This window comes from Gemmobacter sp. LW-1 (assembly GCF_001303875.1).
Taxonomy (GTDB): Bacteria; Pseudomonadota; Alphaproteobacteria; order Rhodobacterales; family Rhodobacteraceae; genus Gemmobacter; species Gemmobacter caeni.
On sequence record NZ_LJSC01000054.1, the window covers coordinates 132,172 to 155,979 of the forward strand.

At 66.3% G+C, this 23,808-nt stretch carries 20 protein-coding genes; 9 read left to right on the forward strand and 11 right to left on the reverse strand.

Going from position 1 to position 23,808, the window contains the following annotated elements:
* Window positions 1-29: 29 nt before the first annotated feature.
* Genes AO684_RS16940 through AO684_RS16955 form a run of 4 tightly spaced genes read right to left on the reverse strand, consistent with a single transcriptional unit; the run spans window position 30 to window position 6,731 of the window.
* The gene (locus AO684_RS16940) at window positions 30-2,117 is read right to left on the reverse strand and encodes a glutamine amidotransferase (RefSeq protein ID WP_152968455.1); all 2,088 of its coding nucleotides are present in this window, start codon (window positions 2,115-2,117) and stop codon (window positions 30-32) included.
* On the reverse strand, window positions 2,114-4,864 hold the full coding sequence (locus tag AO684_RS16945) for a DUF4159 domain-containing protein (protein ID WP_054303902.1): 2,751 nt from the start codon (window positions 4,862-4,864) through the stop codon (window positions 2,114-2,116). Before AO684_RS16945 ends, AO684_RS16940 begins: the two co-directional genes overlap by 4 nt.
* Window positions 4,864-5,736, reverse strand: a complete 873-nt coding sequence (locus tag AO684_RS16950) for a DUF58 domain-containing protein (RefSeq protein ID WP_054303903.1) — start codon at window positions 5,734-5,736, stop codon at window positions 4,864-4,866. The genes AO684_RS16945 and AO684_RS16950 overlap by 1 nt, the downstream gene beginning before the upstream one ends.
* On the reverse strand, window positions 5,733-6,731 hold the full coding sequence (locus AO684_RS16955) for a MoxR family ATPase (protein ID WP_054303904.1): 999 nt from the start codon (window positions 6,729-6,731) through the stop codon (window positions 5,733-5,735). The genes AO684_RS16950 and AO684_RS16955 overlap by 4 nt, the downstream gene beginning before the upstream one ends.
* A 58-nt stretch (window positions 6,732-6,789) precedes the next feature.
* Here AO684_RS16955 and AO684_RS16960 point away from each other — a divergent pair, with 58 nt between their 5' ends.
* The 3 genes from AO684_RS16960 to AO684_RS16970 all read left to right on the forward strand — a co-directional run bounded on the left by AO684_RS16960 (window position 6,790) and on the right by AO684_RS16970 (window position 7,984).
* On the forward strand, window positions 6,790-7,383 hold the full coding sequence (locus AO684_RS16960) for a DUF1285 domain-containing protein (RefSeq protein ID WP_054303905.1): 594 nt from the start codon (window positions 6,790-6,792) through the stop codon (window positions 7,381-7,383).
* A 96-nt stretch (window positions 7,384-7,479) separates the two neighbouring features.
* The gene (locus tag AO684_RS16965; protein WP_054303906.1) at window positions 7,480-7,701 is read left to right on the forward strand and encodes a DUF2798 domain-containing protein; all 222 of its coding nucleotides are present in this window, start codon (window positions 7,480-7,482) and stop codon (window positions 7,699-7,701) included.
* Between the two features lie 97 nt (window positions 7,702-7,798).
* The gene (locus AO684_RS16970) at window positions 7,799-7,984 is read left to right on the forward strand and encodes a zinc-finger domain-containing protein (protein WP_054303907.1); all 186 of its coding nucleotides are present in this window, start codon (window positions 7,799-7,801) and stop codon (window positions 7,982-7,984) included.
* Between the two features lie 172 nt (window positions 7,985-8,156).
* On the opposite strand, the gene AO684_RS16975 is transcribed toward AO684_RS16970, so the two are convergent.
* Window positions 8,157-8,621, reverse strand: a complete 465-nt coding sequence (locus AO684_RS16975) for an N-acetyltransferase (protein WP_054303908.1) — start codon at window positions 8,619-8,621, stop codon at window positions 8,157-8,159.
* A 184-nt stretch (window positions 8,622-8,805) separates the two neighbouring features.
* Window positions 8,806-9,006: a hypothetical protein gene (locus tag AO684_RS16980; protein ID WP_054303909.1), complete on the reverse strand. Its 201-nt coding sequence runs from the start codon at window positions 9,004-9,006 to the stop codon at window positions 8,806-8,808.
* A 72-nt stretch (window positions 9,007-9,078) separates the two neighbouring features.
* On the opposite strand from AO684_RS16980, the gene polA reads away from it, so the two are divergent.
* The 4 genes from polA to AO684_RS17000 are packed head-to-tail and all read left to right on the forward strand — an operon-like array spanning window position 9,079 to window position 14,936.
* Window positions 9,079-11,895: a DNA polymerase I gene (gene polA, locus AO684_RS16985; RefSeq protein ID WP_054303910.1), complete on the forward strand. Its 2,817-nt coding sequence runs from the start codon at window positions 9,079-9,081 to the stop codon at window positions 11,893-11,895.
* Window positions 11,892-12,272 (forward strand): MmcQ/YjbR family DNA-binding protein, encoded by a 381-nt coding sequence (locus AO684_RS16990; protein WP_054303911.1) that lies wholly within the window; start codon window positions 11,892-11,894, stop codon window positions 12,270-12,272. Before polA ends, AO684_RS16990 begins: the two co-directional genes overlap by 4 nt.
* 55 nt (window positions 12,273-12,327) lie before the next feature.
* Window positions 12,328-14,118 carry a helix-turn-helix transcriptional regulator gene (locus AO684_RS16995; protein WP_054303912.1) on the forward strand — a complete coding sequence of 597 codons (1,791 nt, stop codon included), beginning with the start codon at window positions 12,328-12,330 and terminating at the stop codon, window positions 14,116-14,118.
* A gap of 50 nt (window positions 14,119-14,168) precedes the next feature.
* A complete protein-coding gene (locus AO684_RS17000) occupies window positions 14,169-14,936 on the forward strand; it encodes a DeoR/GlpR family DNA-binding transcription regulator (protein WP_054303913.1) in 768 nt (255 codons plus the stop codon).
* A gap of 3 nt (window positions 14,937-14,939) precedes the next feature.
* Here the strand turns inward: AO684_RS17000 and AO684_RS17005 are convergent, their stop codons facing one another.
* Genes AO684_RS17005 through AO684_RS17025 form a run of 5 tightly spaced genes read right to left on the reverse strand, consistent with a single transcriptional unit; the run spans window position 14,940 to window position 22,284 of the window.
* Window positions 14,940-17,384 (reverse strand): FAD-dependent oxidoreductase, encoded by a 2,445-nt coding sequence (locus tag AO684_RS17005; RefSeq protein WP_054303914.1) that lies wholly within the window; start codon window positions 17,382-17,384, stop codon window positions 14,940-14,942.
* A 10-nt stretch (window positions 17,385-17,394) separates the two neighbouring features.
* Window positions 17,395-18,282 (reverse strand): choline kinase family protein, encoded by an 888-nt coding sequence (locus AO684_RS17010; protein WP_054303915.1) that lies wholly within the window; start codon window positions 18,280-18,282, stop codon window positions 17,395-17,397.
* Window positions 18,275-20,257: a proline/glycine betaine ABC transporter permease gene (locus tag AO684_RS17015; RefSeq protein ID WP_054303916.1), complete on the reverse strand. Its 1,983-nt coding sequence runs from the start codon at window positions 20,255-20,257 to the stop codon at window positions 18,275-18,277. The genes AO684_RS17010 and AO684_RS17015 overlap by 8 nt, the downstream gene beginning before the upstream one ends.
* Complete coding sequence (locus AO684_RS17020) at window positions 20,254-21,282, reverse strand: glycine betaine/L-proline ABC transporter ATP-binding protein (protein ID WP_054303917.1); 1,029 nt, start codon at window positions 21,280-21,282, stop codon at window positions 20,254-20,256. The genes AO684_RS17015 and AO684_RS17020 overlap by 4 nt, the downstream gene beginning before the upstream one ends.
* A gap of 57 nt (window positions 21,283-21,339) precedes the next feature.
* Window positions 21,340-22,284 carry an ABC transporter substrate-binding protein gene (locus AO684_RS17025; protein ID WP_054303918.1) on the reverse strand — a complete coding sequence of 315 codons (945 nt, stop codon included), beginning with the start codon at window positions 22,282-22,284 and terminating at the stop codon, window positions 21,340-21,342.
* Window positions 22,285-22,469: 185 nt separating this feature from the next.
* Between AO684_RS17025 and AO684_RS17030 the strand changes: the two genes are divergently transcribed.
* Together AO684_RS17030 and AO684_RS17035 are read left to right on the forward strand one after the other, a co-directional pair.
* Entirely contained in the window at window positions 22,470-23,270 is an 801-nt protein-coding gene (locus tag AO684_RS17030; RefSeq protein WP_200907827.1) for a DeoR/GlpR family DNA-binding transcription regulator, read from the forward strand.
* 2 nt (window positions 23,271-23,272) lie between these two features.
* Window positions 23,273-23,808 (forward strand): inositol monophosphatase family protein (locus tag AO684_RS17035; protein WP_235451309.1); only part of this gene is annotated, 536 nt, incomplete at its 3' end.

Sequence of the window (23,808 nt, forward strand, 5' to 3'; positions counted from 1 at the left end):
TGCACCCGGCAGGGGATTCGGGGAAGCGTTCAGCGGCGGGCGGGCAGACGCCCCTCGCGCAGCCAGGCTGCAAGGATCAGGACGCTGGCCAGCAACAGCCATGCCCAGCCTGGCAGCAGGGCGGCAACCCGTACATCCTGCGTGAGATAGGCCCCGCGCGGAGTGATGCCCAGCCAGCCGCGCCCGGCAGCCACCCGGCCCGGAGCAACCTGCCGCAGGTCGAAGGCGCCGTCCTCCAGCCGCAGCACGCCGCCGCCGGATTGCGCCAGAACCGGCTCCAGCACATCGGGCGCAGCGATGGTGCGTTCAAACTCTTTCGGCGCCGGGGGGCCAAGCGCCACGACCGTCTGCAACTCGCCCTGCTTCAGGCGGTAAAGCCCGACCTGTGGCGCGGCGATATCGGCCTCGTAATGCCCCGGCTCCACCTCGGGCAGCACCAGTTCGGTTTCGCTGCCATCCGGTGCGGTCAGCGTCACCGGACCAGGCGGCACTTCGGCCAGCGTGCGCCGGGTGACGATCAGACGCCCCGCGGCGCCCGCATGGGCCGACAGGGTTTCCTCCTCCAGCTCGGGCTCTTTCAGCATCCAGTGGGCCAGGCGGCGCAGCAGTTCCAGCTGCGGCCCGCCCCCCTCGTAGCCGCGTCCCCAGAGCCACGCCTGATCCGAGGCCAGCACCGCGATGCGCCCCTGCCCTTCGCGCGCCAGAACCAGCAGCGGCTTGCCCTCGGCGCCTTCCATCACGACCTGACCGGCGCCACGCGCCGCAATCTCGATCTGGCGGAACCAGCGGCCCCACCCGGATTCGGGCGCCCCGGTCTCCAGCCCCTGCGTCACCGGATGGCGATGCCCCAGCGCAGTGATCTTCGGGCGAAAGCCCCCCTCCAGCACGCGGCTGGTGGTCGTGACCGGCAGGATATCGGCAAGGGGCGAGCGCCACAGACTGTCGGCCGTGCCGAACTCCGGCCCCGCCGCCACCAGAACCGTACCGCCACGCGTGACGTAATCGCGCACGTTTTCAAGGTATTGCAGCGGCAGGATACCGCGCAGGCGGTAACGGTCGAAGATGATCAGATCGAATTCCTCGATCTTCTCCACGAACAGTTCGCGCGTCGGAAAAGCGATCAGCGACAGTTCGTCCACCGGAATGCCATCCTGCTTTTCCGGCGGCCGCAGGATGGTGAAATGCACCAGATCCACCGACGGGTCGGATTTCAGCAGGTTGCGCCAGACCCGTTCGCCCGCATGCGGCTCGCCCGAAACCAGCAGCACCCGCAGCCGGTCGCGCACCCCGTTGATCGCGGTGACCGAGCTGTTGTTGCGGGTGGTCAGCTCGCCCTCCGAGGTCTGCACCTCGAATTGCAGGATGTTCTGGCCGCCATGCGGAAGGGTGACCGGCAGTTCCAGATCCTCTCCGACCGGCACGGAATACCAGCGCGGCTCGCCGCCATCTATGGCGATGGACAGCTGCGCCTCGCCCTGCAATGCCTCTGGCACGGCGCCGTCATCCTCGATCCGCAGCGTCAGCGTCAGTTCTTCGCCCAGAATGGCGAAGGCGGGCGCGTTCTTGACAATCAGGCGGCGGTCCCAGTCGGCGCGTTTGCCGGTCAGCAGCAGGTGCAGCGGTGCAGGCATCTGTGGCGCAAGTTCGGTGTCATGCACCTGCCCGTCCGAGACGATCACCGCTCCGGCGACCCGTGCGCGGGGTTCCTCGGCCAGCGCCTCGGCCAGGGCGGTCATCACGCGCGAGCCACCATCCCCCGGCGCATCGCGCACCGTGACCTCGCGCAATTCGGTGCCGGGCATCGCCGCCACTTCGGCCCGCAGGCGGGCCAGCGCCGCCTCTGTCTGCGCCTCACGCCCGCCGATGCCCTGACTTGCGGTGCGGTCCACCACAGCGATCACGATGTCCGACAGCGGCGCGCGGTCTTCTTCTTGCAGCGAGGGATTGGCCAGCGCCACCAGCGCCACAATGGCAGCCAGCCCGCGCAGCCACCACCCAGGCAGCCTGCGCCAGAAGGCCAGCGCCACCAGTACCACGGCCACCACACCCAGCGCAGCAATCACTGCAAGCGGCAATTGGGGGTCCAGCACGATACCGCCAGCCAGAACGGGTTTCATTGGCCCAGCCTTTCCAGCAGCGCGGGCACATGCACCTGATCGGATTTGTAGTTGCCGGTCAGCACATGCATGATGAGATTGATCCCGAAGCGATAGGCGATCTCGCGTTGCCGGTCCCCGCCAGAACCGCGCCCGACCGGATGCGAGGGGATGCCGATTTCATCCACCGCCCAGGCCGCCGCCCAGTCATTCCCGCCGATCACAACCGGCGTCACCCCGTCATTGAGATTGCGAAACGGCATGCCCTCGGCCTGGGCCGCATCGGGGGGTGCCGCCTCGACCCAGACCGGCCCGGAATAGCGGCCCGGAAAATCCTGCAACAGATAGAAGGTGCGGGTCAGGACGTGATCTTCGGGCACAGGCTCCAGCGGCGGGATGTCCAGGCCCGAGGCGATGAGTTGCAGCCGCTTCGATTCCGGCGTGGTGCCGCCGCTGACGCCCGCATCCCGCGTATCGAACAGGATCATGCCGCCGGTGCGCAGAAAATCGTTCAGCTTGCGATAGGCATTGACCGAAGGCAGCGGCTGGTCGGCGGTGACCGGCCAGTAAAGGAAGGGAAAGAACGCCAGTTCGTCGCGTTCGATATCGACGGCCATAGGGTCGCCCGGTTCGACGGTGGTGCGTTCGAACAATCTCATCGACAGGCCGCGCAGCCCCGCCTGCGCCAGATCATCCACCCGCTTGTCGCCAGTCAGGATATGGGCGAGACGCACCTCGCCCGTCGCCTCGATGGCAAAGGCATCCTCTGCCGCATCGGCCCGCGCGGCGGGCGCCGGGAAGGTGAGCATCAGCGCCAGCATCAGCCGCGCCGCCAGCCCGCCTGACAAACGGCCCGAAATGCCCAGCGCCGCCAGAATATCAACCAGCATCAGGGCCAGCGCAGCCCCGAGGAGCGGCCCTTTAAGGGGACGTTCCGTGTCGCGCGCGGCGCCCTCGACCGGGGTGCCCGCAGGCCAGATCGCCGCTTGCAGCGTGGTGTCCGCTGCGGTCACATTCAGCGCCACGCGGCGGTCTTCCTCCTCGTAAAGACCGGGCAGCAGGTCGGGGCCGGGGCGCCCCACCGCCAGAGCCTCTCCCGTCACACCCGGCAGATTGCCCGCATCCTGCGCCACGCCGAAGGCATCCAGCACCTGCACCGGCGCAAAGCTGTGCCCGGCCAGCGCGCGATCTTCGGTCATCCCGATGCGGGCAGCCGTAACCAGCCGGTCCAGCATCTGCACGAACAACCCCGACAGCGGCAGCGAGGACCATTCGGCATTGGCCGTGACATGGAACAGCACCACCTGCCCCGCGCCCGTCTCCTTGCGCGTCACCAGCGGCGTGCCATCGGCCAGCGCGGCAATGGTCCGCGCGGCCAGTTCCGGCCCCGGTTCAGCCAGCACCTGCCGGGTCACCGAAACCTCGTCAGGCACCGCCAGACCGAAAAACGGGCTGCCCTCGGCAAAGGGCGCCAATGTGCGGGGGTCGCCCCAACTCATCGCGCCGCCGAGATTACGGCCCCCCGCGCGCAAACGCACTGGCAGCAACGGGTCATCCTCGCCCGGCGCCCATTCGGCGGCTGCCAGACGCGGCCCGGCGAAGCGCAGGAGCGTGCCCCCCTCGGCCACCCATTTCAGCAGCGCCTCGGCCTCGGCGTTGCCCAGCCGCGCAACATCGGTCAGCACCACCACATCGGGGCTGGCCAGCAGCACATCCGACAGGCCGCCCTCGATCAGATCAGCCTCGGGCGCCATCGCCTGCCGCAGATAATGCGCAGGCGACAGCAGGATCAGCCCCTCGGCATCCGCCTCGCTGCCTACCAGCGCCACTTTGCGCCGCTTGAGGCTGTCATCGGTCAGCGAGACCGCCCCCGCCGTCGGCTGACCCGCGATTTCAAACCGCGTCAGCCGGTTGCGCAACTCGGGCGGCAGGTCGAGCGTCCCCTCGGCCACACCCTGCCCGGTGGCGAACACCAGCGTGGTGCGGGCCAGTTCGCGTTCGATCCCGGCAGGGTCCGGGCCACGGGCGGAAATCTCGATCTCCTGTTGCGCACCGGCGGGCAGGCGCAGCGCGGCAAGCTGCACTGCCCCATCACGGAACACCGGCGGCTTCAGCGCGATCACCGGACGCGGTGTTTCAAACACGGTCAGCGGGCCATGTGTAGCCATGGCGGCTGCCAGATCGGCACGCCCCGGATGGTCCAGACCGTCTGACAGCCAATAGGTTTCAAACCGCCCCTCGCCCAGCGCAGCAGCCCAGGCCGACAGATCGGCAGGCGCGAAAGGTTGCGGCACCAGCCCGGCCAGACGGTCGCGAATGGCAGCAGCGCTGTGGAACACCGGGGCCTCGGGCCGGTCGGTCAGACGGATCAGCCCGACCGTGCGCCCGGCACGGCCGGCCGCCTCGGCCTTGGTCATCGCGCGGTCGATGCGGCGCGGCCAGTCACGGGCATCGGCCCAGGTGCCATCCACCACGATCAGCAGCGGGTCATCCGTCGCAGCCGCAGGCGGCGCGGGGTTCAGCACCGGCCCTGCAAAGGCGATGATCGCCGCCGCCAGCGCCGCCATGCGCAGCAGCAGCAGCCAGAGCGGCGTGCGCTCCGTCTCGGCATCCTCGTCGGTCAGGCCCAGCAGAAGGGCCACACCCGGAAAACGGCGACGCAGGGGCGCGGGCGGCACCGCACGCAACAAAAGCCACAGCAGCGGCAGTGCAGGCAAAGCCAGCAGCAGAAGCGGCGCGGTGAAACCGACAGGGCCCAGCATCCACATCAGAGCGCGGCCTCCAGCGCCCGGTAAAGCCACAGCAGAGCCGGTTGCGGCGCAGTGCCGGTGTGATGCGTGGTCACATGCCAGCCCGAGGCGGCGGCAAGGTCGGCCAGCCGCGCCTTGCGTTCGGCCAGCCGCGCCAGATAGCGGCCGCGCAGGTCACCCGCCCGGCGGGTTTCATGGCGCAAGGTGCCGCCCATGGATTCAAAGATCGTGCGGCCGTCGAAAGGAAATTCCTCCTCCGCCGGGTCCAGCACCTGAAGCAGAACGCCCCGCGCGGCGCGCGCCGTGGCGGCTTCCAGCGCGGCCTCCACCCCCGCCAGATCGCCAAGGAAATCAGAGATCAGCACGACGCGGCCATGGTGCGGCAAGCCGCCAACCTCGGGGCGGCCGTAATCCTCGGCGCTGTCCTCGGCCAGCGCCAGCGCCAGCCGTTCGGCCTGCGCCCGGCCCGAACGCGGCGCGATGTCACCGCCCGCCAGCCCGACCCGCTCGCCCCCGCGCAGCAGCAACACCGCCAGCGCCAGCGCCAGAAGCCGCGCACGGTCCGCCTTGGTCGGGCGGTCTTTCGCGCCGGAAAACCGCATCGAAGCCGCCGGATCAACCCACAGCGCCACACTCTGCGCCGCCTGCCATTCGCGTTCGCGCACGAAATGCGCATCCGACCGGGCAGAACGGCGCCAGTCGATACCGCGCGCGCCATCCCCGGCATGGGCCGGGCGGTATTGCCAGAATTCATCCCCCAGACCGGCACGGCGACGACCGTGGTCGCCCAGAACCACCGCCTGCGCCAGATGATCCGCCGCCGCCAGCAGCGGCGGCAGCGTGGCGCCGAGCGTTTCGGCCCTTGCACGCAGGTCGGGGGAAGCGGTCACGCGGCGGCCTCAAGCCCGAGGCTGCGGGCCGTGGCGGCGGCAATGACATCGGCAAGGCTTTCGCCCCGCGCCCGCGCGGCAAAGGTCAACGCCATGCGGTGCACCAGCACCGGCTGCGCCAGCGCCGCCACATCGGCAACCGACGGGGCCAGACGCCCCTCCAAAAGAGCGCGCGCGCGCACTGCCAGCATAAGCGCCTGCGCCGCACGCGGCCCCGGCCCCCATGCCAGCGTACCGGCCAGCGCGGCCCCCTCGGGTTCACCCGGACGGCAGCCGCGCACCAGATCGAGGATCGCCTCGACCACGCTGTCGCCCACCGGCATGCGGCGGATGACCTCTTGCGCGGACAGCAGTTCTTCGGCGGTGAACACCGGATGCACCACCGCCTCGGTCGCGCCGGTGGTGGCCAGCAGGATGTCACGTTCCGCCTGACGCACCGGATAGGCGACGTCGATCTGCAACAGGAACCGGTCAAGCTGCGCCTCGGGCAGCGGATAGGTGCCCTCCTGTTCAATCGGGTTCTGCGTCGCAAGCACATGGAACGGGCGGCCCAGCGGGCGGTGCTGCCCGGCGATGGTCACCTCGCGTTCCTGCATCGCCTGCAACAGTGCCGATTGCGTGCGCGGGCTGGCGCGGTTGATCTCATCCGCCATCAGAAGCTGGCAGAACACCGGCCCCTCGATGAAACGGAAGGCGCGGCTGCCATCGGCGGCAGTTTCCAGCACTTCGGAGCCGAGGATATCGGCGGGCATCAGATCGGGGGTGAACTGGATGCGGTTGCCATGCAGGCCCAGAACGGTGGACAGCGTATCGACCAGCCGCGTCTTGCCCAGACCGGGCAGACCCACCAGCAGCGCATGCCCGCCACACAGGATCGAGGCAAGCACCAGATCGACCACTTTTTCCTGCCCGATGAACCGCTTGTCGATCATGGCCTTAGCCACCGCCAGCCGGTCGCCCAGCGCCTCGATCCGCGTCACCAGTTCATCGGTCATGACATCTGCCCTTCGTAGACTATATTCACATTAGAACGGATCACGAGCGCAGGCACAAATGACAAAAGCGAAATCGGGACCAAAGGTCGAAACTTCGGGAATTCTGGAACAGGCGCAGCGCGCGGCGAAGAAAGGCCCGCCGCCGGTGCATCTGTGGAACCCCGATTATTGCGGCGAGATGGACATGCGCATCGCCCGCGACGGCACATGGTTTCACGAGGGCACCCCCATCGGCCGCGCACCGCTGGTGAAACTGTTCGCCTCGATCCTGAAGCTGGAGGAAGGGCGCTATTACCTCGTCACCCCGGTCGAGAAACTGGGCATCGTGGTCGAGGACGCGCCCTTCATCGCCGTGGATTTCACCCGCGAAGGTGCGGGCGAGGCCCAGCGCCTGACCTTCACCACCAATGTCGGCGACGAGGTGACGGCCGGCCCCGAACACCCGATCCGCGTCGAACGCCACGGGCCGGAGGGCGAACCCGCGCCTTACGTCATGGTGCGGCGCGGGCTGGAGGCGCGGATCGACCGCAAGAGTTTCTACCGCCTCGTCGAAATCGGTATCACGCGGCCCCATGAAGGGGCGGACTGGTTCGGGCTGATGTCGGATGGTGCCTTCTTTCCGGTCATTCCCGCCGCAGAACTGGGCAGCTGACGCGCAGGAGCCTCCGCACAAGGCAGCCTGCGCGGGCGCACAGGACAATGGCAGTGCCCTTGCGCTAACAGGGGCGCATTCCTGACCGAGGTTGCCATGATCCCCACCCGTTTCTCCCCCGTCCTGTTCGGCCTGATCCTGTCGGGGCTGATGTCCTGGATCGTCAGCGGCATCGCCACCCTGCGCGCCCTTGGCCCTGCACCGGGCTTTTTTGGCGAATGGATGGGAAGCTGGCTCACCGCATGGGCCGTGGCTTTCCCGGTCGTGCTGCTGGTGGCGCCGGTCGCCCGCCGCATCGTGGCCCGGCTGACGGTCTGACGCCGCAGCGCGGCGCTTCGCCCTTGCCGCCCTCGCCGCCTGCTTTTATCATGCGTCAAAGGCCCTCAGGGCCAAGCCATGATCCATGAGGACAGCCATGACCATCGAAGCCCCGGAAACCCAGGTCGTCACCACTTGGAAAGTGGCCTGCGACGGAGGCGAAGGCGCGCTTGGCCACCCGCGCGTCTGGCTGACCATTCCGCAGGATACCGGCTTCGTCGAATGCGGCTATTGCGACAAGCGCTATGTGATCGACCGCGATCACGCCCACGACGACCACTGATCCCCGCACGATACCGCCGCTGACTGACCGGCAATTTGCCGGCTCGTCGATGCCGGGCAGGGTCGTGACTTTTGACGACAGGGCGAATCGCCTGCCGCTGGCCGCAGGGCCGCGATGCGGGGCCAGTCCCCGGCACCACGGCGTTGCGCCCGTCCCTTTCGCCTTCCGACGATCAGGCCAGCGCCACAGCAAATCGCGGCCCGGTCACCGGAAGCTCCGCCAGCCCCATCGCCCGATAGGCGGCCTGTGCGTCGGTATTCGCCGGATGGGTTGAGATGGTCAGCCCGCTGCGCCCTTCTTCCAGCGTCAGTTCCCGCGCCGCTGCGATCAGCGCCCGGCCCACGCCCGCCCGCCGGAAGGGCTGCTGCACGAACAGGTGGTCCATCACATATCCCACCTGCCCCGTCACCAGGTTCTGCCGCGCCACAAGCAGGGCATAACCCACCGGATGCGGCGCCGGGCTGTCAGCCAGACAGGCGACCAGGAGCCGCGTTGCCGGGCTTTGGAATACCAGCCGCGACAGATCGGCGGGGGTGATGGTCGCCGCGTCGCCATGATGCGCGGCCAGCGCAATCAGCATGCGATGCACCTCGGGCAGATGCACGGGTTCGGCGGTTCGGACGTTGACGACAGACATATGGAAGGTTCCTTTGCGTTTCGCCCGCTTGGGAACCCCGATCCTCATGGCCTGCCCCTCGCGGGCGGCCTGTGGGTCATGTGGAAATGCTGACCGGCCGCCTATGTAGCGTCGGACCAATAAAACGAGACGAGGGCGATCAGGTTCAGCATGGCGCGCACCATGGCGCCGCGCCGCGCGCGCGTCAAGCCCCGCGTTTGGCGCTGATCGCCCCGAGGATGGCGCCCAGCACCGCCCCTGCGGGCATCCAGAAGAACGCCACGCTCATCGCATAGGCGCCTTCGGCCTGCGAGACCGGCATCACATAGGTCAACCCGACCGCGATCCCCAGTGCGACCAGCGCCCCCAGCACGAAACCGGCCAATGCACGTCCCAGAACCCGCATCCATGCCTCCGATGGGTGGCAGACAGCCCCCGTTCGTGCCAATACTGCCATGAAACCGCGCGGAGAACGACCATGACTTTCGGCAAGGGCTGCCATCTTCACCTCATCGACGGCTCGGCCTTCATCTTCCGCGCCTATCACGCGCTGCCGCCGCTGACGCGCAAGACCGACGGCCTGCCCATCGGCGCGGTCGCCGGGTTCTGCAACATGCTCTACCGCTATATCGAGGGCAACAAATCCGGCGACGCCCCGACCCATGTGGCGGTGATCTTCGACCATTCGTCGAAAACCTTCCGCAACGAGATCTTTCCGGCCTACAAGGCCAACCGCCCCGAACTGCCCGAAGACCTGCGCCCGCAATTCCCCCTGACGCGGGAGGCCACGCGGGCCTTCAACATCGCCTGTATCGAGACCGAGGGCTACGAGGCCGATGACATCATCGCCACCCTGTCCTGCAAGGCCCGCGATGCCGGGGGCCGGGTGACCATCATCTCTTCCGACAAGGATCTGATGCAGCTCATCGGCGATGGCGTCGTGATGTTCGACGCGATGAAGAACAAGACCATCGACCGCGACGAGGTGTTCGAGAAATTCGGCGTGGGACCGGAACGGGTGGTGGATGTGCAATCGCTGGCCGGGGACAGCGTGGATAACGTGCCGGGTGCGCCCGGCATCGGTATCAAGACGGCGGCACTTCTGATCACCGAATATGGAGATCTGGAAAGCCTTCTGGCGCGAGCGGGTGAGATCAAGCAACCCAAGCGACGGGAAACGCTGGTGAATTTCGCCGACCAAATCCGGGTTTCCAAGGAACTGGTCACGCTGAAGTGCGACACGCCGCTGGATTTCTCGCTGGAAAGCCTTGAAGTGAAGGAGCCGGAGCCCGAGGCGCTGATGGCTTTCCTCAACGCGATGGAATTCCGCACCCTGACCAAGCGCGTCGCCGACAAGCTGGACATCACGCCGCCCGCGATGCCCACCGCCGCCCCCGTTGCGGGCGAAGAGGTGGCAGAGCCGGTCGCCCTGCCCTTCGATCACAGCGCCTATGAGGGCGTCACCACCCCCGAGGCGCTGGACCGCTGGATCGCCCGCATCCGCGAGGCGGGGCATGTGGCGTTCGACACCGAAACCACCAGCCTTGACGAGATGCGCGCCGATCTGGTGGGCATCTCGCTGGCAGTCGATGCGGGGGCGGCCTGCTATATCCCGCTGGGGCATCGGCAGGGCGGCGGCGATCTGTTCACCTCCGATGCGCCGGTGGAAGGGCAGATGCCGCTTGAAGCCGTCATCGCCGCGCTGAAGCCGGTGCTGGAGGATGCGGCGATCCTGAAGATCGGGCAGAACATCAAATACGATCTGAAGATCATGGCGCGCCACGGCGTCAACCTGTTCCCCATCGCTGACACCATGCTGATGAGCTATGCGATGTTCGCGGGCCTGCACAATCACGGCATGGACGAACTGTCTGACCGTTACCTTGGCCACAAGCCGATCCCGATCAAGGATCTGATCGGCAGCGGCAAGTCGCAGATCACCTTCGACCGCGTGGCCATCGCTGATGCTGTGAAATACGCGGCCGAGGATGCCGATATCACGCTGCGGCTGTGGCAACGCTTCGCGCCGATGCTGCATCGCGCGCAGGTCACGACGGTCTATGAGACGCTGGAACGTCCGCTGATCCCGGTTCTGGCCGAGATGGAGATGGCGGGCGTGAAGGTGGATCGTGATGTGCTGTCCCGCATGTCAAACGCCTTCGCGCAAAAGCTTGTGCAGCTTGAAGAGGAAATTCAGGGCATCGCGGGCAGCAAGTTCAACGTGGGTTCCCCCAAGCAACTGGGCGAGATCCTGTTCGACCAGATGCAGATCCCCGGCGGGCAGAAAGGCAAGACCGGAGCCTATGCCACTGGCGCCGATGTCCTGGAAGATGTGACCACGCTGGAAGACACCCATCCGCAGGGCGCGCAACTGGCGGCCCGCGTGCTGGACTGGCGGCAGATCGCCAAGCTGAAATCCACTTATACCGACAGCCTTCAGGACCATATCAACCCCGATACCGGACGGGTGCATACATCCTATTCCATCGCCGGGGCCAACACCGGGCGTCTGGCCTCCACCGATCCGAACCTGCAAAACATTCCCGTCCGCAGTGAGGAAGGCCGCCGTATCCGCGAGGCTTTTGTGGCGCCCGAAGGCCGGGTGCTGGTCAGCCTCGATTACAGCCAGATCGAATTGCGCATCCTTGCCCACATCGCCGACATTCCGGCGCTGAAACAGGCGTTCCGTGACGGGCTGGATATCCATGCCATGACCGCCTCGGAAATGTTCGGCGTGCCGGTGGAAGGCATGGACCCGATGATCCGGCGGCAGGCCAAGGCCATCAACTTCGGCGTGATCTACGGGATTTCCGGCTTCGGCCTTGCCCGCAACCTGCGCATCCCGCGGGCCGAGGCGCAGGGCTTCATCGACCGTTACTTCGAACGCTTCCCCGGCATCCGCGCCTATATGGATGACACGATTGCCTTCGCCAAGGCGCACGGCTTCGTGCAGACCCTGTTCGGCCGCAAGATCCACACGCCCGAGATCAACGCGAAAGGCCCCGGCGCCGGGTTTGCCAAACGCGCCGCGATCAACGCGCCGATCCAGGGCACGGCGGCCGATGTGATCCGCCGCGCGATGATCCGCATGCCTGCCGCCATTCAGGGCATCGACGCGAAGATGCTGTTGCAGGTGCATGACGAACTGCTGTTCGAAGTGGCCGAGGATCAGACTGACCGCCTGATCGCCACGGCCCGTGAGGTGATGGAAAGCGCCGCCGAACCGGCGGTGAAGCTGAGCGTTCATCTGCAAGCCGATGCCGGACGCGGCTCGAACTGGGCGGCGGCGCATTGATTTCCGACTGGCCCGCTCTGAAGGCGTTTGCGCTGGGGCTGGGCCTGCCCCGGATCACGGTGGAACACCCCTGGGGCAACGAGGCGCTGAAGGCGCATGGCAAGATGTGGTGCTGGTGGTCGCCGCTGGTTGATGCCGCGGTCTTTCGCGCCGCAGCGGAGGAACGCGAGATGCTGATGCAGGCGGATCCCGCCACCTTCTTCCTGCATCCGCATTATGCCCGCAGCGCGCTGGTTCTGGTGCGGGCCGGACACATCGACCCCGGCTGGGCCCGCCCGCGCCTGATCCGTGACTGGCGCGCGGCGGCACCGAAACGCTGGTTGCGGGACTGGGATGCCGCGCAGACCCCGGATGGTCCGGGCCGCGAAACCGGGTGAAAGAAACGGCATCCGCTGCTAGAGTGTCCCTATTGGAACCAAAGCAGACAGGACAATGCCGGATCAGACGCACAAGGGTCAGCTTGCCGATCAGGCGTTTCTGTTCGGCCCCGAGGACGGGCGCGCGCCGGAAGACGGCGCCACGGCCGATCCGATCGACATGCAGATCGTGGCAAGCACCTATCGCTCTATCGTCGATCAGGATGCTTTCGAGGATATGATCGCAAGCTGGGCCGCCAAGCTGGACCAGATCGAACCGGAAACCGGGCGCAGGCGGGGCCTGTCGCAGCAATTGTTCGGCCAGTTGATGATGGCGCGGCACACGCTGGAAACGCTCGACATCCCGGCCGAGAACGACCCGCTGAAACGCGCGATTACTGATGTGCCGGGGCCTGCGGTCGTACTGACACCCGATGGCCGGGTGGCCATGGCCAATATCGCGGGCGAGCGCGCCTTTGCCACCAAGCAGGGCGCCTTTCTGGATACCGAGGTGATCGCCCCCGCCTCGCTTCAGGATTACACGGCACTGATGCGGGCGGCGCGCGGCCAGGGCAATGCGGCGCAGGCCATCCTGACCGTGATCCCGCCCCCGGAAACAGAGCTTCCGCCCTTTACCGCCGAAGGCTACATGATCGCCGTGCGCGGCCAAAGCGGTGCGCATGTGGCGCTGCGCTCGCTCGAAATCGCGTGGGAGCCTTCGGTCTCGGCCCGCCTGCGCGAGGCCTTCGGGCTGAGCGCCGCCGAAGCGGAGGTGGCGCGGCTGTTCTTCCTGCTGCGTGACATTGACCGCATCGCCGAGGCACGGGCTGTGTCGCGCCTGACCGTGCGCACGCAGGTCAAGACCATCATGTCCAAGGTCGAGGCCCCGACAAACGTCGATCTGATGCGGCTTCTGGCGATGATCGCAGGGCGCGAGGCGATGGGCCAGCGCGGCGAAAGCCCGGTCTGGCAGGATCCGCTGGGCCGCGAGGACCGCATCGAGACGCCAGACGGCCGGGTGGTGACCTGGACATGGATGGGCGCGCGTGACGGCCGCCCCGCCGTGCTGCTGCGCGGCTTTCCGATGACCTATATCCTGCCGCCCGAGGCCGAGGACCGGCTGCGCCGCGCCGGGGTGAAACTTTATGCCCTGTCGCGCCCCGGCTATGGCAACAGCTCGCTCCACAAGGATCTGGATGTACGGCAGGACAATCAGGCCGCCCTGCGGATGTTTCTGGACAGGGTCATCCGCCAGCCCTGCCTTGGCATCGGTATGTCCAACGGCTTTGTTCCGCTGCTGGAGGAACAGCAAGCCAATCCGGCGCGGTTTCATGCGCTGATGGCCATTGGCTATACCGGCGTGCTGGACCGCAGCGGCATACACCGCCTGCAACCGATCCAGCGCACCATGATGCGGATGGCGGCACATACACCCTGGCTGGCGGAACTGGTGGCGAAATCGGCGCATCGCATGATGCGGCAACATGGCGTCGACTGGTATCTGGAGCGGGCCTACCGCACCCGCCCGCTGGACATGCGCACCTGTCAGAACCCAGAGGTGGCGGCGCTGATCCGCAACGCCTGTGAACACCTCCTGAAACAGGGACATGGCGCTTTCGTGCGCGACCTGCAACTGGCGGATGCGCCCATCGACGCGGCCATCGAGGCGCTGACCATCCCGCTGCTGTTTCTCGCCCCCGTGCTGGACGGCGTGTTCGACGAGATGCGCTACCGCCAGATCGAGCGGCGCAACCCCAGGATCCGGGTCGAGCCTGTCGCCGATGCGGGCGAACTGATCTTCTACCAGCAAAGCCGCCTGATTGTGGACCGGATCATCGAACTGTCGCGTGCGCCGCAGCCCGCCTGACCGGGGCGGTTCTGTTGCAATGGCAGGCATTCTGGCGGATAACCACGGCGATGACCAAGTATTCCTATCAGATCGAAAATGCGGTCGCGCTGCGCGGCTCGATCTCTGTCGGCGAGTTGTCCGATCTGCTGGGCGTATCGGATCAGACCATCCGCAGGGTCATCAAGCCGCTGGTCGATGCGGGCAAGGTGCGCAAGGTCCATGGCGCCATCGTCGCGGTGTCGAAGCCGGTGGATGCGCCCTATCACGCCCGGATGCAGCTCATGCGGCAGGAAAAGACCGCCATTGCCACGATGGTCGCCTCGATGGTGCAAGACGGCGAAAGCCTTGCCATCGACACCGGATCGACCTCGGGCTTCATCGCGCAGGCGTTGCAGATCCGGCGCAACCTGACGGTGGTCACCAATTCCACCTTCGTCGCCTCGACACTGGCCACCGTACCCGGCAACAAGGTCTATATGGCGGGCAGCCAGTTGCGCGACCATGACGGCGCCGCCTATGACCGGCAGGCCTTCGCCACCATCGAACGGATACGGGTCGGGCGCTGCATCCTGTCAGCCTCGGCCGTCGATCCCCGGCGCGGTTTTCTGGCCTTCGAGCAATGCGAGGCAGATATCGCCGATGCCATGCAGGCGATCGCCGAAGGCACGATCATGGCGGTGGATCATTCCAAATTCACCGAAGGGCGCCGCCCGCCCAGCACCTTTCAGGTGCAGCTTGCCCCAGACAGCCAGATCGTGACGGACCGGCCGCCTGCCGCCGATTTTACCGAAGTGCTGGCGCCGTTCCGGCTGGTGCCCTGCCAGACCGGCGCCTGAGCCTCAGGCCTTCACCCGCGCCATCTTCGGGTCGTAAAGCGGCGCCAGAGAGACTTCGGCGGGCACCCGGATCGTCGCCACCTCAAGCTCATACCGGCCTGACAGCACATAATCGGCACTGACCCCTTCGGGGTTGCGGACATAGCCCATACCGATGGACCGGCCGAGCGTATGGCCGAAGCCACCCGAGCTGAGCCAGCCGACGCGCTGCCCGTCACGATAGATCGTTTCGCGGCCACTGAGGATGATGTCGGGCGCGGTGGTGAAGGTCGCCATCATCTTGCGCACCCCGCTTGCCCGCTGCGCCGCAACCGCCTCGCGGCCCCGGAAGGGGATGTCTTTCTTCAGCTTCACTGCCCAGCCAAGGCCCGCCTCGTCCGGCGTGTGATCCGGCCCGATCTCGGCGCCCCAGGCGCGATAGCCCTTTTCCAGACGCAGCGTTTCAATGGCGCGGTAGCCCGCATTGCGCAGCCCATGCGCCGCGCCCGCCTTGTACAGCGCGGCATAGACGGCGCTGGCGTATTCCACCGGGAAATGCAGTTCCCACCCCAACTCACCCACATAGGTGACCCGCATCGCCAGCACCGGGCAACCGGCGATGCCAATGGTCTGGGCCGTGCCAAAGGGGAAGGCGGCGTTCGACACATCTGCCCGCGTAACCGCTTGCAGGATGTCGCGCGCGCGCGGCCCCATCAGCGACAGCACTGCATGGGCCGAGGTGATGTCGAACAGCTGCGCATTCATGCCTGCCGGGATATTGCGCGAAATCCAGTCAAAATCACGAGTGGCGAAGCCGGTGCCGGTGACGATGTAGAACTCGTCCCGCGCCCGGCGCACCACGGTCAGATCGGCCTCGATCCCGCCCCGGTCGTTCAGCATCTGGGTATAGGTCAGGCTGCCGACCGGACGCCCCACATCATTCGCGGCAATCCATTGCAGCGCAGCCTCGGCATCCGGGCCTTTCAGCGCGAATTTGGCGAAAGAGGTCTGGTCGAACAACACCGCCGCCTCGCGGCAGGCGCGATGTTCGCGGCCCACCGCATCGTGCCAGTTCGGCCGCTGGAAGGTGTAGATATCCGCCTGCCCCTCGCCCGCCGCCAGATCGGCGAACCAGTTCGGCCGCTCCCAGCCCAGCTTTTCGCCGAACACCGCGCCATCGGCTTTCAGCGTGTCATACAATGGCGATTTGCGGCAGGGCCGGGCCGAATGGTGTTCCTCGCTGGGCCAGGCCATCGTGTAATGCTTGCCGTAAGCCTCATAGGTCCGGCTGCGAATCCAGTCGGTATCGAAATGGGGGCGGCCGAAGCGGCGGATGTCGGCGGGCCAGAGGTCAAAGGGTGCCTGCCCCTTGGCCACCCATTCCGCCAGCGCCATGCCCGCCCCGCCACCCGAGGCGATGCCGAAGGCGTTGAACCCGGCACCGACGAAGAAATTCCGCTGTTCCGGTGCCTCGCCCAGAATGAACATCCCGTCGGGGGTAAAGCTTTCCGGCCCGTTGATCATCTGTTTCACGCCTGCCCGCTCCAGCGCGGGCACACGGCCCAGTGCCAGCTCCATGATCGGGGTGAAATGGTCAAAGTCATTGTCCAGCAGCGTGTAATGGAACCCCGGCGGCAGAGATCCGTCGCGCCAGAGCTTCGGGTTCGGCTCGTAGCCGCCCATCACCAGCCCGCCAACCTCTTCCTTCCAGTAAGTCAGGCGATCAGGGTCACGCAGCGTGGGCAGGGTAGAGGTCACGCCCTCGATCCGTTCGGTGACGATATACTGGTGCTCCACCGGCACCAGCGGCACGTTCACCCCATGCGCGGCGCAGAAGGGGCGCGTCCACATACCGGCGCAGACCACGACCTTTTCACAGTCGATGCGCCCCTGTTCGGTGACGACACCCCGGATCACCCCGTTCTGGATGTCCACCGAAAGCACCTTCACATCTTCGAAGATCTGCGCCCCGGCCATGCGCGCGCCCTTGGCCAGCGACAGCGTGATGTCGGACGGGTTGGCCTGCCCGTCAGTCGGCAGGAAAGCCGCGCCGACGACATCGCCGATGTCCATCAGCGGCCACAGATCCTGCGCCTCCTGCGGCGACAGAAGCTGCATGTCCAGCCCGAAGCTGTGCGCCGTGGTCGCCTGCCGCTTCACCTCGGTCCAGCGTTCCTCGTTGCAGGCCAGCCGCAGCCCGCCGTTCATCTTCCAGCCGGTCGCCTGCCCCGTCTCGGCCTCCAGCTTCTTGTAAAGGTCGATGGAATAGCCCAGCAACTGCGTCACATTCGCATTGCTGCGCGCCTGACCAACAAGGCCCGCCGCGTGGAAGGTGGTGCCCGATGTCAGCTTCTTGCGTTCCAGCAGCACGACCTCGACGCCCATCTTGGCCAGATGGTAGGCGGTCGAGCAGCCGACGATACCGCCGCCGACGATCACGACCTTTGAGGATGAAGGAAGGCTGGTCATCACAAAGTCCTCACAGGGATTGATAAGCGTGATAGGCCGCGCGGAAGGCGGCAAGGTTTTCGGCGGTATAGGCGCCGTAGTCGAAATCCAGCGCCGAGGTCAGTTCGCTGACCATGCTCCACAGCGTTTCGCGCAGGAGAGAGGCGCATTTCATCGCGGTATATTGCCGCCACAGCGCATCGCTGACCGGCTGACCGTGGTAAGCGGCCAGCAGTGCCAGTTCCTCGGCCCCGGTAAAGCCGTTGTTCGAGGCGATCCCGCCCAGATCGAACAGCGGGCTGCCGAGACCCGCATATTCCCAGTCGATCAGCCAGAACCGGCCATCGCCCTTCAGGATGTTGCCCGGCAGCAGGTCGTTATGGCCCAGCACCGTAGGGGTGGGGCCGATGGCGGCCTCCAGCGCCGCCGCCTGATCCATCAGGCCGGGCAGGAGCGCGATATGGGCCGAGTCGTTGGCAGACAGCCGCCGGGCATAATCGCGCAGGATATGGAACACCCAGAACGACAGGACAGGGCCATCCAGCCGGGCAAAGACATCGTGATGCACCCGGCGCAGCAGATCGGCCAGCGCGGGGATCGTGGCGGGATCGGCGCAGTCCTCGGGTGTCAGCGGCCGGGCATCGACGAAATCCACCACCATCACCCCCGGCGCGGCATGGCGCACGGCGGGGCCGATGCCCGCCGCCTCGGCCGCGCGCGACACCGCCAGTTCGTTCCAGCGCAGGATGCCATGTTCGGGGATGTCGACGCCGAAGCGCACGACGAAGCGCGCGCCGCCATCCTCGACCAGCAGGTTGAGGTTGGTCTTGCCCCCCTCCAGCGGCGCCACCCGTGTCGGCGCGGTGAAACAGGGCAGCGCCGCCGCACGGTCCTGCAACTGTTGCAGCGTCTCAGGCATGGTCCTCCCCCCTCTTGCGGTTCACTGCGGCGGTGATGATCCGGTCGCTCATGATGGCAAGGAAGGCCACCGCCAGACCGGCCACCACACCCTTGCCGACATTGGCCTTGGTCAGCGCGATATAGACCTCCTGCCCGAGGTCGCGAGTGCCGACCAGCGCGGTGATGACCAGCATCGACAGCGCCAGCATGATGGTCTGGTTCAGGCCCAGCAGGATTGAGGGCATGGCCAGCGGCACCTTCACTTTCCACAAAAGCTGCCGTGGCGTGCAGCCAGAAACCAGCCCCGCCTCGACAAGCTGGCTGTCGATGCTGCGAATGCCATGGGCGGCATAACGCACGGCGGGCACCACGGCATAAAGCACAACCGCAATCATGGCCGAGAAATCGCCAACCCGGAACAGCATCACCACCGGGATCAGATAAACGAAGGTCGGCAGGGTCTGAAGCGTGTCGATGACCAGCGTGAGCACGGCATTGGCCCGCGCGTTCTGTCCGGCCCAGACGCCCAGCGGCACGCCGATCAGCATGGCGATGACGACAGAGACACCGCAAAGGTAAAGCGTGATCATCGCCTCGGGCCAAAGCCCGCTCGCCGCGATGAAACTGGCCATGGCAAGGCCCATGGCGCCCAGCCGCCAGCCCCCGATCTTCGCAGGAATCGCAAATGCCAGCGCCAGCCCCCAAGGCCACGGGATACCCAGCAAGAGTTGCTTCACCGGCACCAGAACCCAGGTCAGGGCAAAGACTTTCACCGCCTCGATCTGGTCATAGAGGTTGAGGTTGATCCATGAAATTACCCCCTGCCAGAAGCTGCCGGTGCTGAGCTGCCAGCTTTCGGGAAAGCTGTTCAGCGCGGGCAGCAGCACGCCCAGCGGGTAGCTGACCAGCAGCACCACTAGCAAGGCAAGGCTGCGCGGGTGGCGGGCCATCCACCCCCCTTGTGCCTGCACCACCGGGCCACGGCGCGCGATGGCCTGGCTCAGCCTGTCCAGCGCCACGGCAAGGATGACGATGCCGAACCCGGCCTCGACCCCCGCGCCCACGTCCAGCTTGCGCAGCGCGGTCAGCACCTGAAAGCCCAAGCCCCCCGCCCCGATCATCGAGGCGATGATGACCATGTTCAGCGTCAGCATGATCACCTGATTGACACCGACCATCAGCAGGCCCCGCGCCGCAGGCAGCCGCACCTTCCACAGGTTCTGGCGCGGAGTGCAGCCCGACATGCGCCCAGCCTCGACAATTTCTTCCGGCACACCGCGCAGGCCCAGGGTGGTGATCCGCACCATGGGTGGCATCGCGTAGATGATCGTCGCCACAAGTGCCGACATGGCGCCAAAGCCGAACAGGAACAGGATGGGCACCAGATAGGCAAAGACCGGCACGGTCTGCATCAGATCCAGCAGCGGGCGCAGGCCTGTGTCGACCCAGCGGAAGCGGAAGGCCGCGATACCCAGCAGGATGCCCAGCCCGACGCCCAGCGGCACCGCGATGGCGACCGAGGCCAGCGTGACCATGGCGCTTTCCCACAGCCCGAACAGCAGAAGATACAGGAAGCTCGCCACGACCAGCGCCGCCAGCCGGAAGCCGCCAGCCCGATGCGCCAGAAGGCCGAAGCCCAGCACGACGACCAGCCAGCTGACATGCGGCAGCACCGGCACCGCCTGCTGACCCTGCCCGATCTGGAACCCGTCGATCAGGAAATCGCGCAGCACGAAATAGGGCGCCTCAACCAGCGCCGACAGCAGCCGCGTCAGATCGCGGAACCGCAGGGGGCCAAGGGCCGCATCCTCGACCAGCCATTTCATCGCAGCCGAAATCGCGCGGTCAGCGTGCAACTCCCAGCCTTTGGGGAATTTGGTCAGCCATTTCCAGCCCGTCGCCGCCCCGATCTGTTTTGACGCCAGCGACAGCCCCAGAGTCACCAGCGCAAGCCCGCCCCAGAACAGAAGATCGACCGGGCGCCAGCGCCTCATCGCGCGACCTCGCGGCCGATCAGGATGTCGATGACGGCGCGGCCGTCGATCTGGCCGATCGGCGCGCCATCCGCGGCCAGCACGCGGAACGGCAGGCCCGCCGCCTCGATCCGGTCGGCGGCCTCAGCCACGCGCAGGGACGCGGGCAGATCACCGGCAAACGGCCCCGGCCCCAGCGGTTTCGCCGCCGTGCCCAGCCGCACCACCTTGGCGCGCGGAATGTGCTGGGTGAATTCGGCGACGTAATCGTCGGCGGGATTCAGCACCAGTTCCTCGGGCGTGGCAGTCTGCACGATGGCGCCATCGCGCATCACCGCGATGCGGTCGGCCAGACGGATCGCCTCGTCAAAATCATGGGTGATGAAGACGATGGTCTTGTGCAGCCGCGCCTGAAGACGCAGCAATTCATCCTGCATCTCGCGCCGGATCAGCGGGTCCAGCGCCGAGAAGGGTTCATCCAGAAACCACAGGTCAGGTTCAACGATCAGGGAACGCGCGATACCGACACGCTGCTGCTGCCCGCCCGAAAGCTCGTGCGGATAGCGGTTTTCGCGCCCTTGCAACCCGACCAGTTCCATCACCTGCATGGCGCGGTCGAGCCGGGTCTTGCGGTCGATACCCTGCACCTCCAGCGGGAAGGCTGCGTTTTCCAGTGCGGTCAGATGCGGCAACAACGCGAAATGCTGAAACACCATCCCCATCTTGTGCCGCCGCAACGCAATCAGCTCCGGCCCTGACATGCCCAGCAGGTCGCGCCCTTCGAACCGGATCTCCCCGGCGGTCGGCTCGATCAACCGGGCGAGACAGCGCACCAGCGTCGATTTGCCCGATCCCGACAGGCCCATGATGACGAAGATCTCGCCCTTGCGGATCGTCACATCGGCGGCGCGCACCGCGCTGACGATATTGGCACGGCGCAGCGCCTCGGGCGTGGGCGGGCCGCCATGGTTTTGCAGAAAGCTGTCGGCACTGGCGCCATAAAGCTTCCAGACATTGCGGCATTCAAGGATGATCGGCTGTTCCATGGCGGTCCGGTCCGGGCAGTGAGGAAGGACGGGGGGCGGACGCCCCCCGACGGGCCGTTACTTCAGCCAGCCTTGCCAGACGGATTCATTGGCGCCCATCCATTCGGCCACCACTGCCGGGATCTCGGCGCCATCTACATCGACCTTGTAGATCATCTCACCCATCTCCGGGTTTTCAACGTGGAACGCCCGGATGATCCTGGCCGCGCCCGGCCACTTACCCTCCAGCCCCGCCCAGCCAGCTTTCCAGATCGGGCCGGTCGGCTTGCCGCAGTCATAGGCCGCATCGGGGTTCTCGCCCCAGGCGGGATCGGTGTAGCAGGCCGGTTCATAGGGCGGAAATTCGACGTATTTACCCTCGTATTTCTCGGGCGCCCAATGCGGGGAATAGAGCCAGAGCACGATGGGCGCCTTGCGTTCATAGGCCGATTGCAGTTCGGCAAACAGCGCGGCGTCGGTGCCCGCGTGGACCACCTCGAAATCCATGTCCAGCGCCTCGACCCGTTCCTCGTCGAAGCCGCCCCAGGTCACCGGGCCACCCAGATAGCGCCCCTTCGGGGCTGTCTCGGCGGTCGAGAATGCCTCAGCGCAATCGCGCAGCGCCTTCCAGTCGGGCAGACCGGGGCAGGTTTCCTCCATATAGGCCGGATACCACCATTCCTCTTTCGCCTTCATCCCGGTCTCGCCGAAATTCACCACCCCGCCCGAGGCGACGGCCTCGTCCAGTGCCTCTTGCCCGGTGGTTGCCCAGATCTCCATCGCCAGATCCAGATCGCCGGTCTTCAGCCCCGCAAACTGCGCCAGATAGTCGGCCTGCACATATTCGACATTGTACCCCGCCTTCTTCAGCACCTCGCCCATCAGCGTTGCGCTGATGATCTGGCCAGACCAGTCATGCGTGGTGATCTTGATCGGGTCGTTGCTTTCCACCTCGGCCGAGGCCGCACCCGCAGCGAGCGCGGCCGACAATGCGAGTGCGACAGGCGTGAACGTCTTTTTCATTTCGGACTCCCTGTGTTTTTCGATTGTATTGGCACCCGCTGAATCAGGCGCTGAAGAAACGGTAACAGCAACTCAACACATGGCAACATAATTTCAACATATACGCTCACCATTCTGCCATTCATGTGGATTTATGTGCGCTCGATGGCTAATCTTTCGTCAGAGCCCCGCATCGGATGCCCGGAATGAGCGATCTTGACCCCACTTCGAACCACCGTCAGGCCGAGATCCTGCATGCCCTGCGCCGGGCAGGCGGTGCCGCGCGGGTGCAAAGCCTTGCGCATGAGCTTGACGTTTCGGACGAAACCATCCGCCGCAACCTGCGCAGGCTGGCCAAGGGCGGCCTGGTGGAAAAGCTGCATGGCGGCGCGCGGCTGGTCGAACATGCGGTGGAGGCCGATCTGCAAACCCGGCTGATGGAACAGGCCGAACCCAAGCGCCGCATCGCGGGCGTAGTGGCGGGCATGGTGCCGGACGGCAGCTCGATGTTTCTGGATGTCGGCTCCACCACCAGTTTCATCGCCGATGCGCTGCATGCCCATCGCGGGCTGACCATCGTCACGAATTCCGTCGCGGTGGCCTACAAGCTGGCCACGCGCAACGGCAACCGGGTGTTCTTTGCGGGGGGAGAGCTGCGCGCCAATGATGGCGGCGCCTTCGGCCCCGAGGCGCTGGGGTTTCTGGAATATTTCATGCTGGATCTGGCGATCCTCTCCACCTCGGGCATCTGCCCGGAGCGAGGGTTCCTGTTCTCCGATCTGTCAGAGGCGCGGCTGACCCGCACCATGATGCGGCGCGCGACCCGTTGCATCGTCGCCGCCGACATGCGCAAGTTCCATCGTATTGCCCCCGTCTCGCTGGGCGACCCGACCGAGATCGACCTGCTGGTCTGCGATGCGGCCCCGCCCGGCGACATCGCCGCCGCCGCCGCAGACTGGGGCGTCTCGATCTGTGTCGCCGCCGACATGCCTGCTGAAGGAAAGTGACCATGACCCAGACCCTGCTGGCACAGGCCATCGCCATTGCCGAACGCGCCAGTACCATTCCGATGGCGCATTTCCGCAAGCCCCTGGAACTGGTGGCGAAAGAAGATGACAGCCCCGTCACCATTGCCGACCGGGGGACAGAACGGTTCATCCGCAACGCACTGGCCGAAGCCTTTCCGCAGGACGGCATCTTCGGCGAGGAATATGGCGTGACCGAAGGCCAAAGCGATGCGACGTGGATCATCGACCCGATCGACGGCACACGGTCCTTCATCACCGGCCATCCGCTGTTCGGCATGTTGCTGGGGCGGCTGGTGGCGGGCGTGCCGCAAATCGGCGTGGTGCGGATGCCGGCGCTGAACGAAACCTTCGCGGGCGCGCGCGGCCATGGTGCCACGCTGAACGGCGCCCCCATCGCGGTGCGGCAGACCCGCGATCTGGCGCAGGCCATGGTCTATATCAACGAGGCCGAGAAGATCGAGGCCGCCGATCCCGCCCGTTTCGCCCGGCTCTGCCGCGTCGGCCATACCCGCCGCAT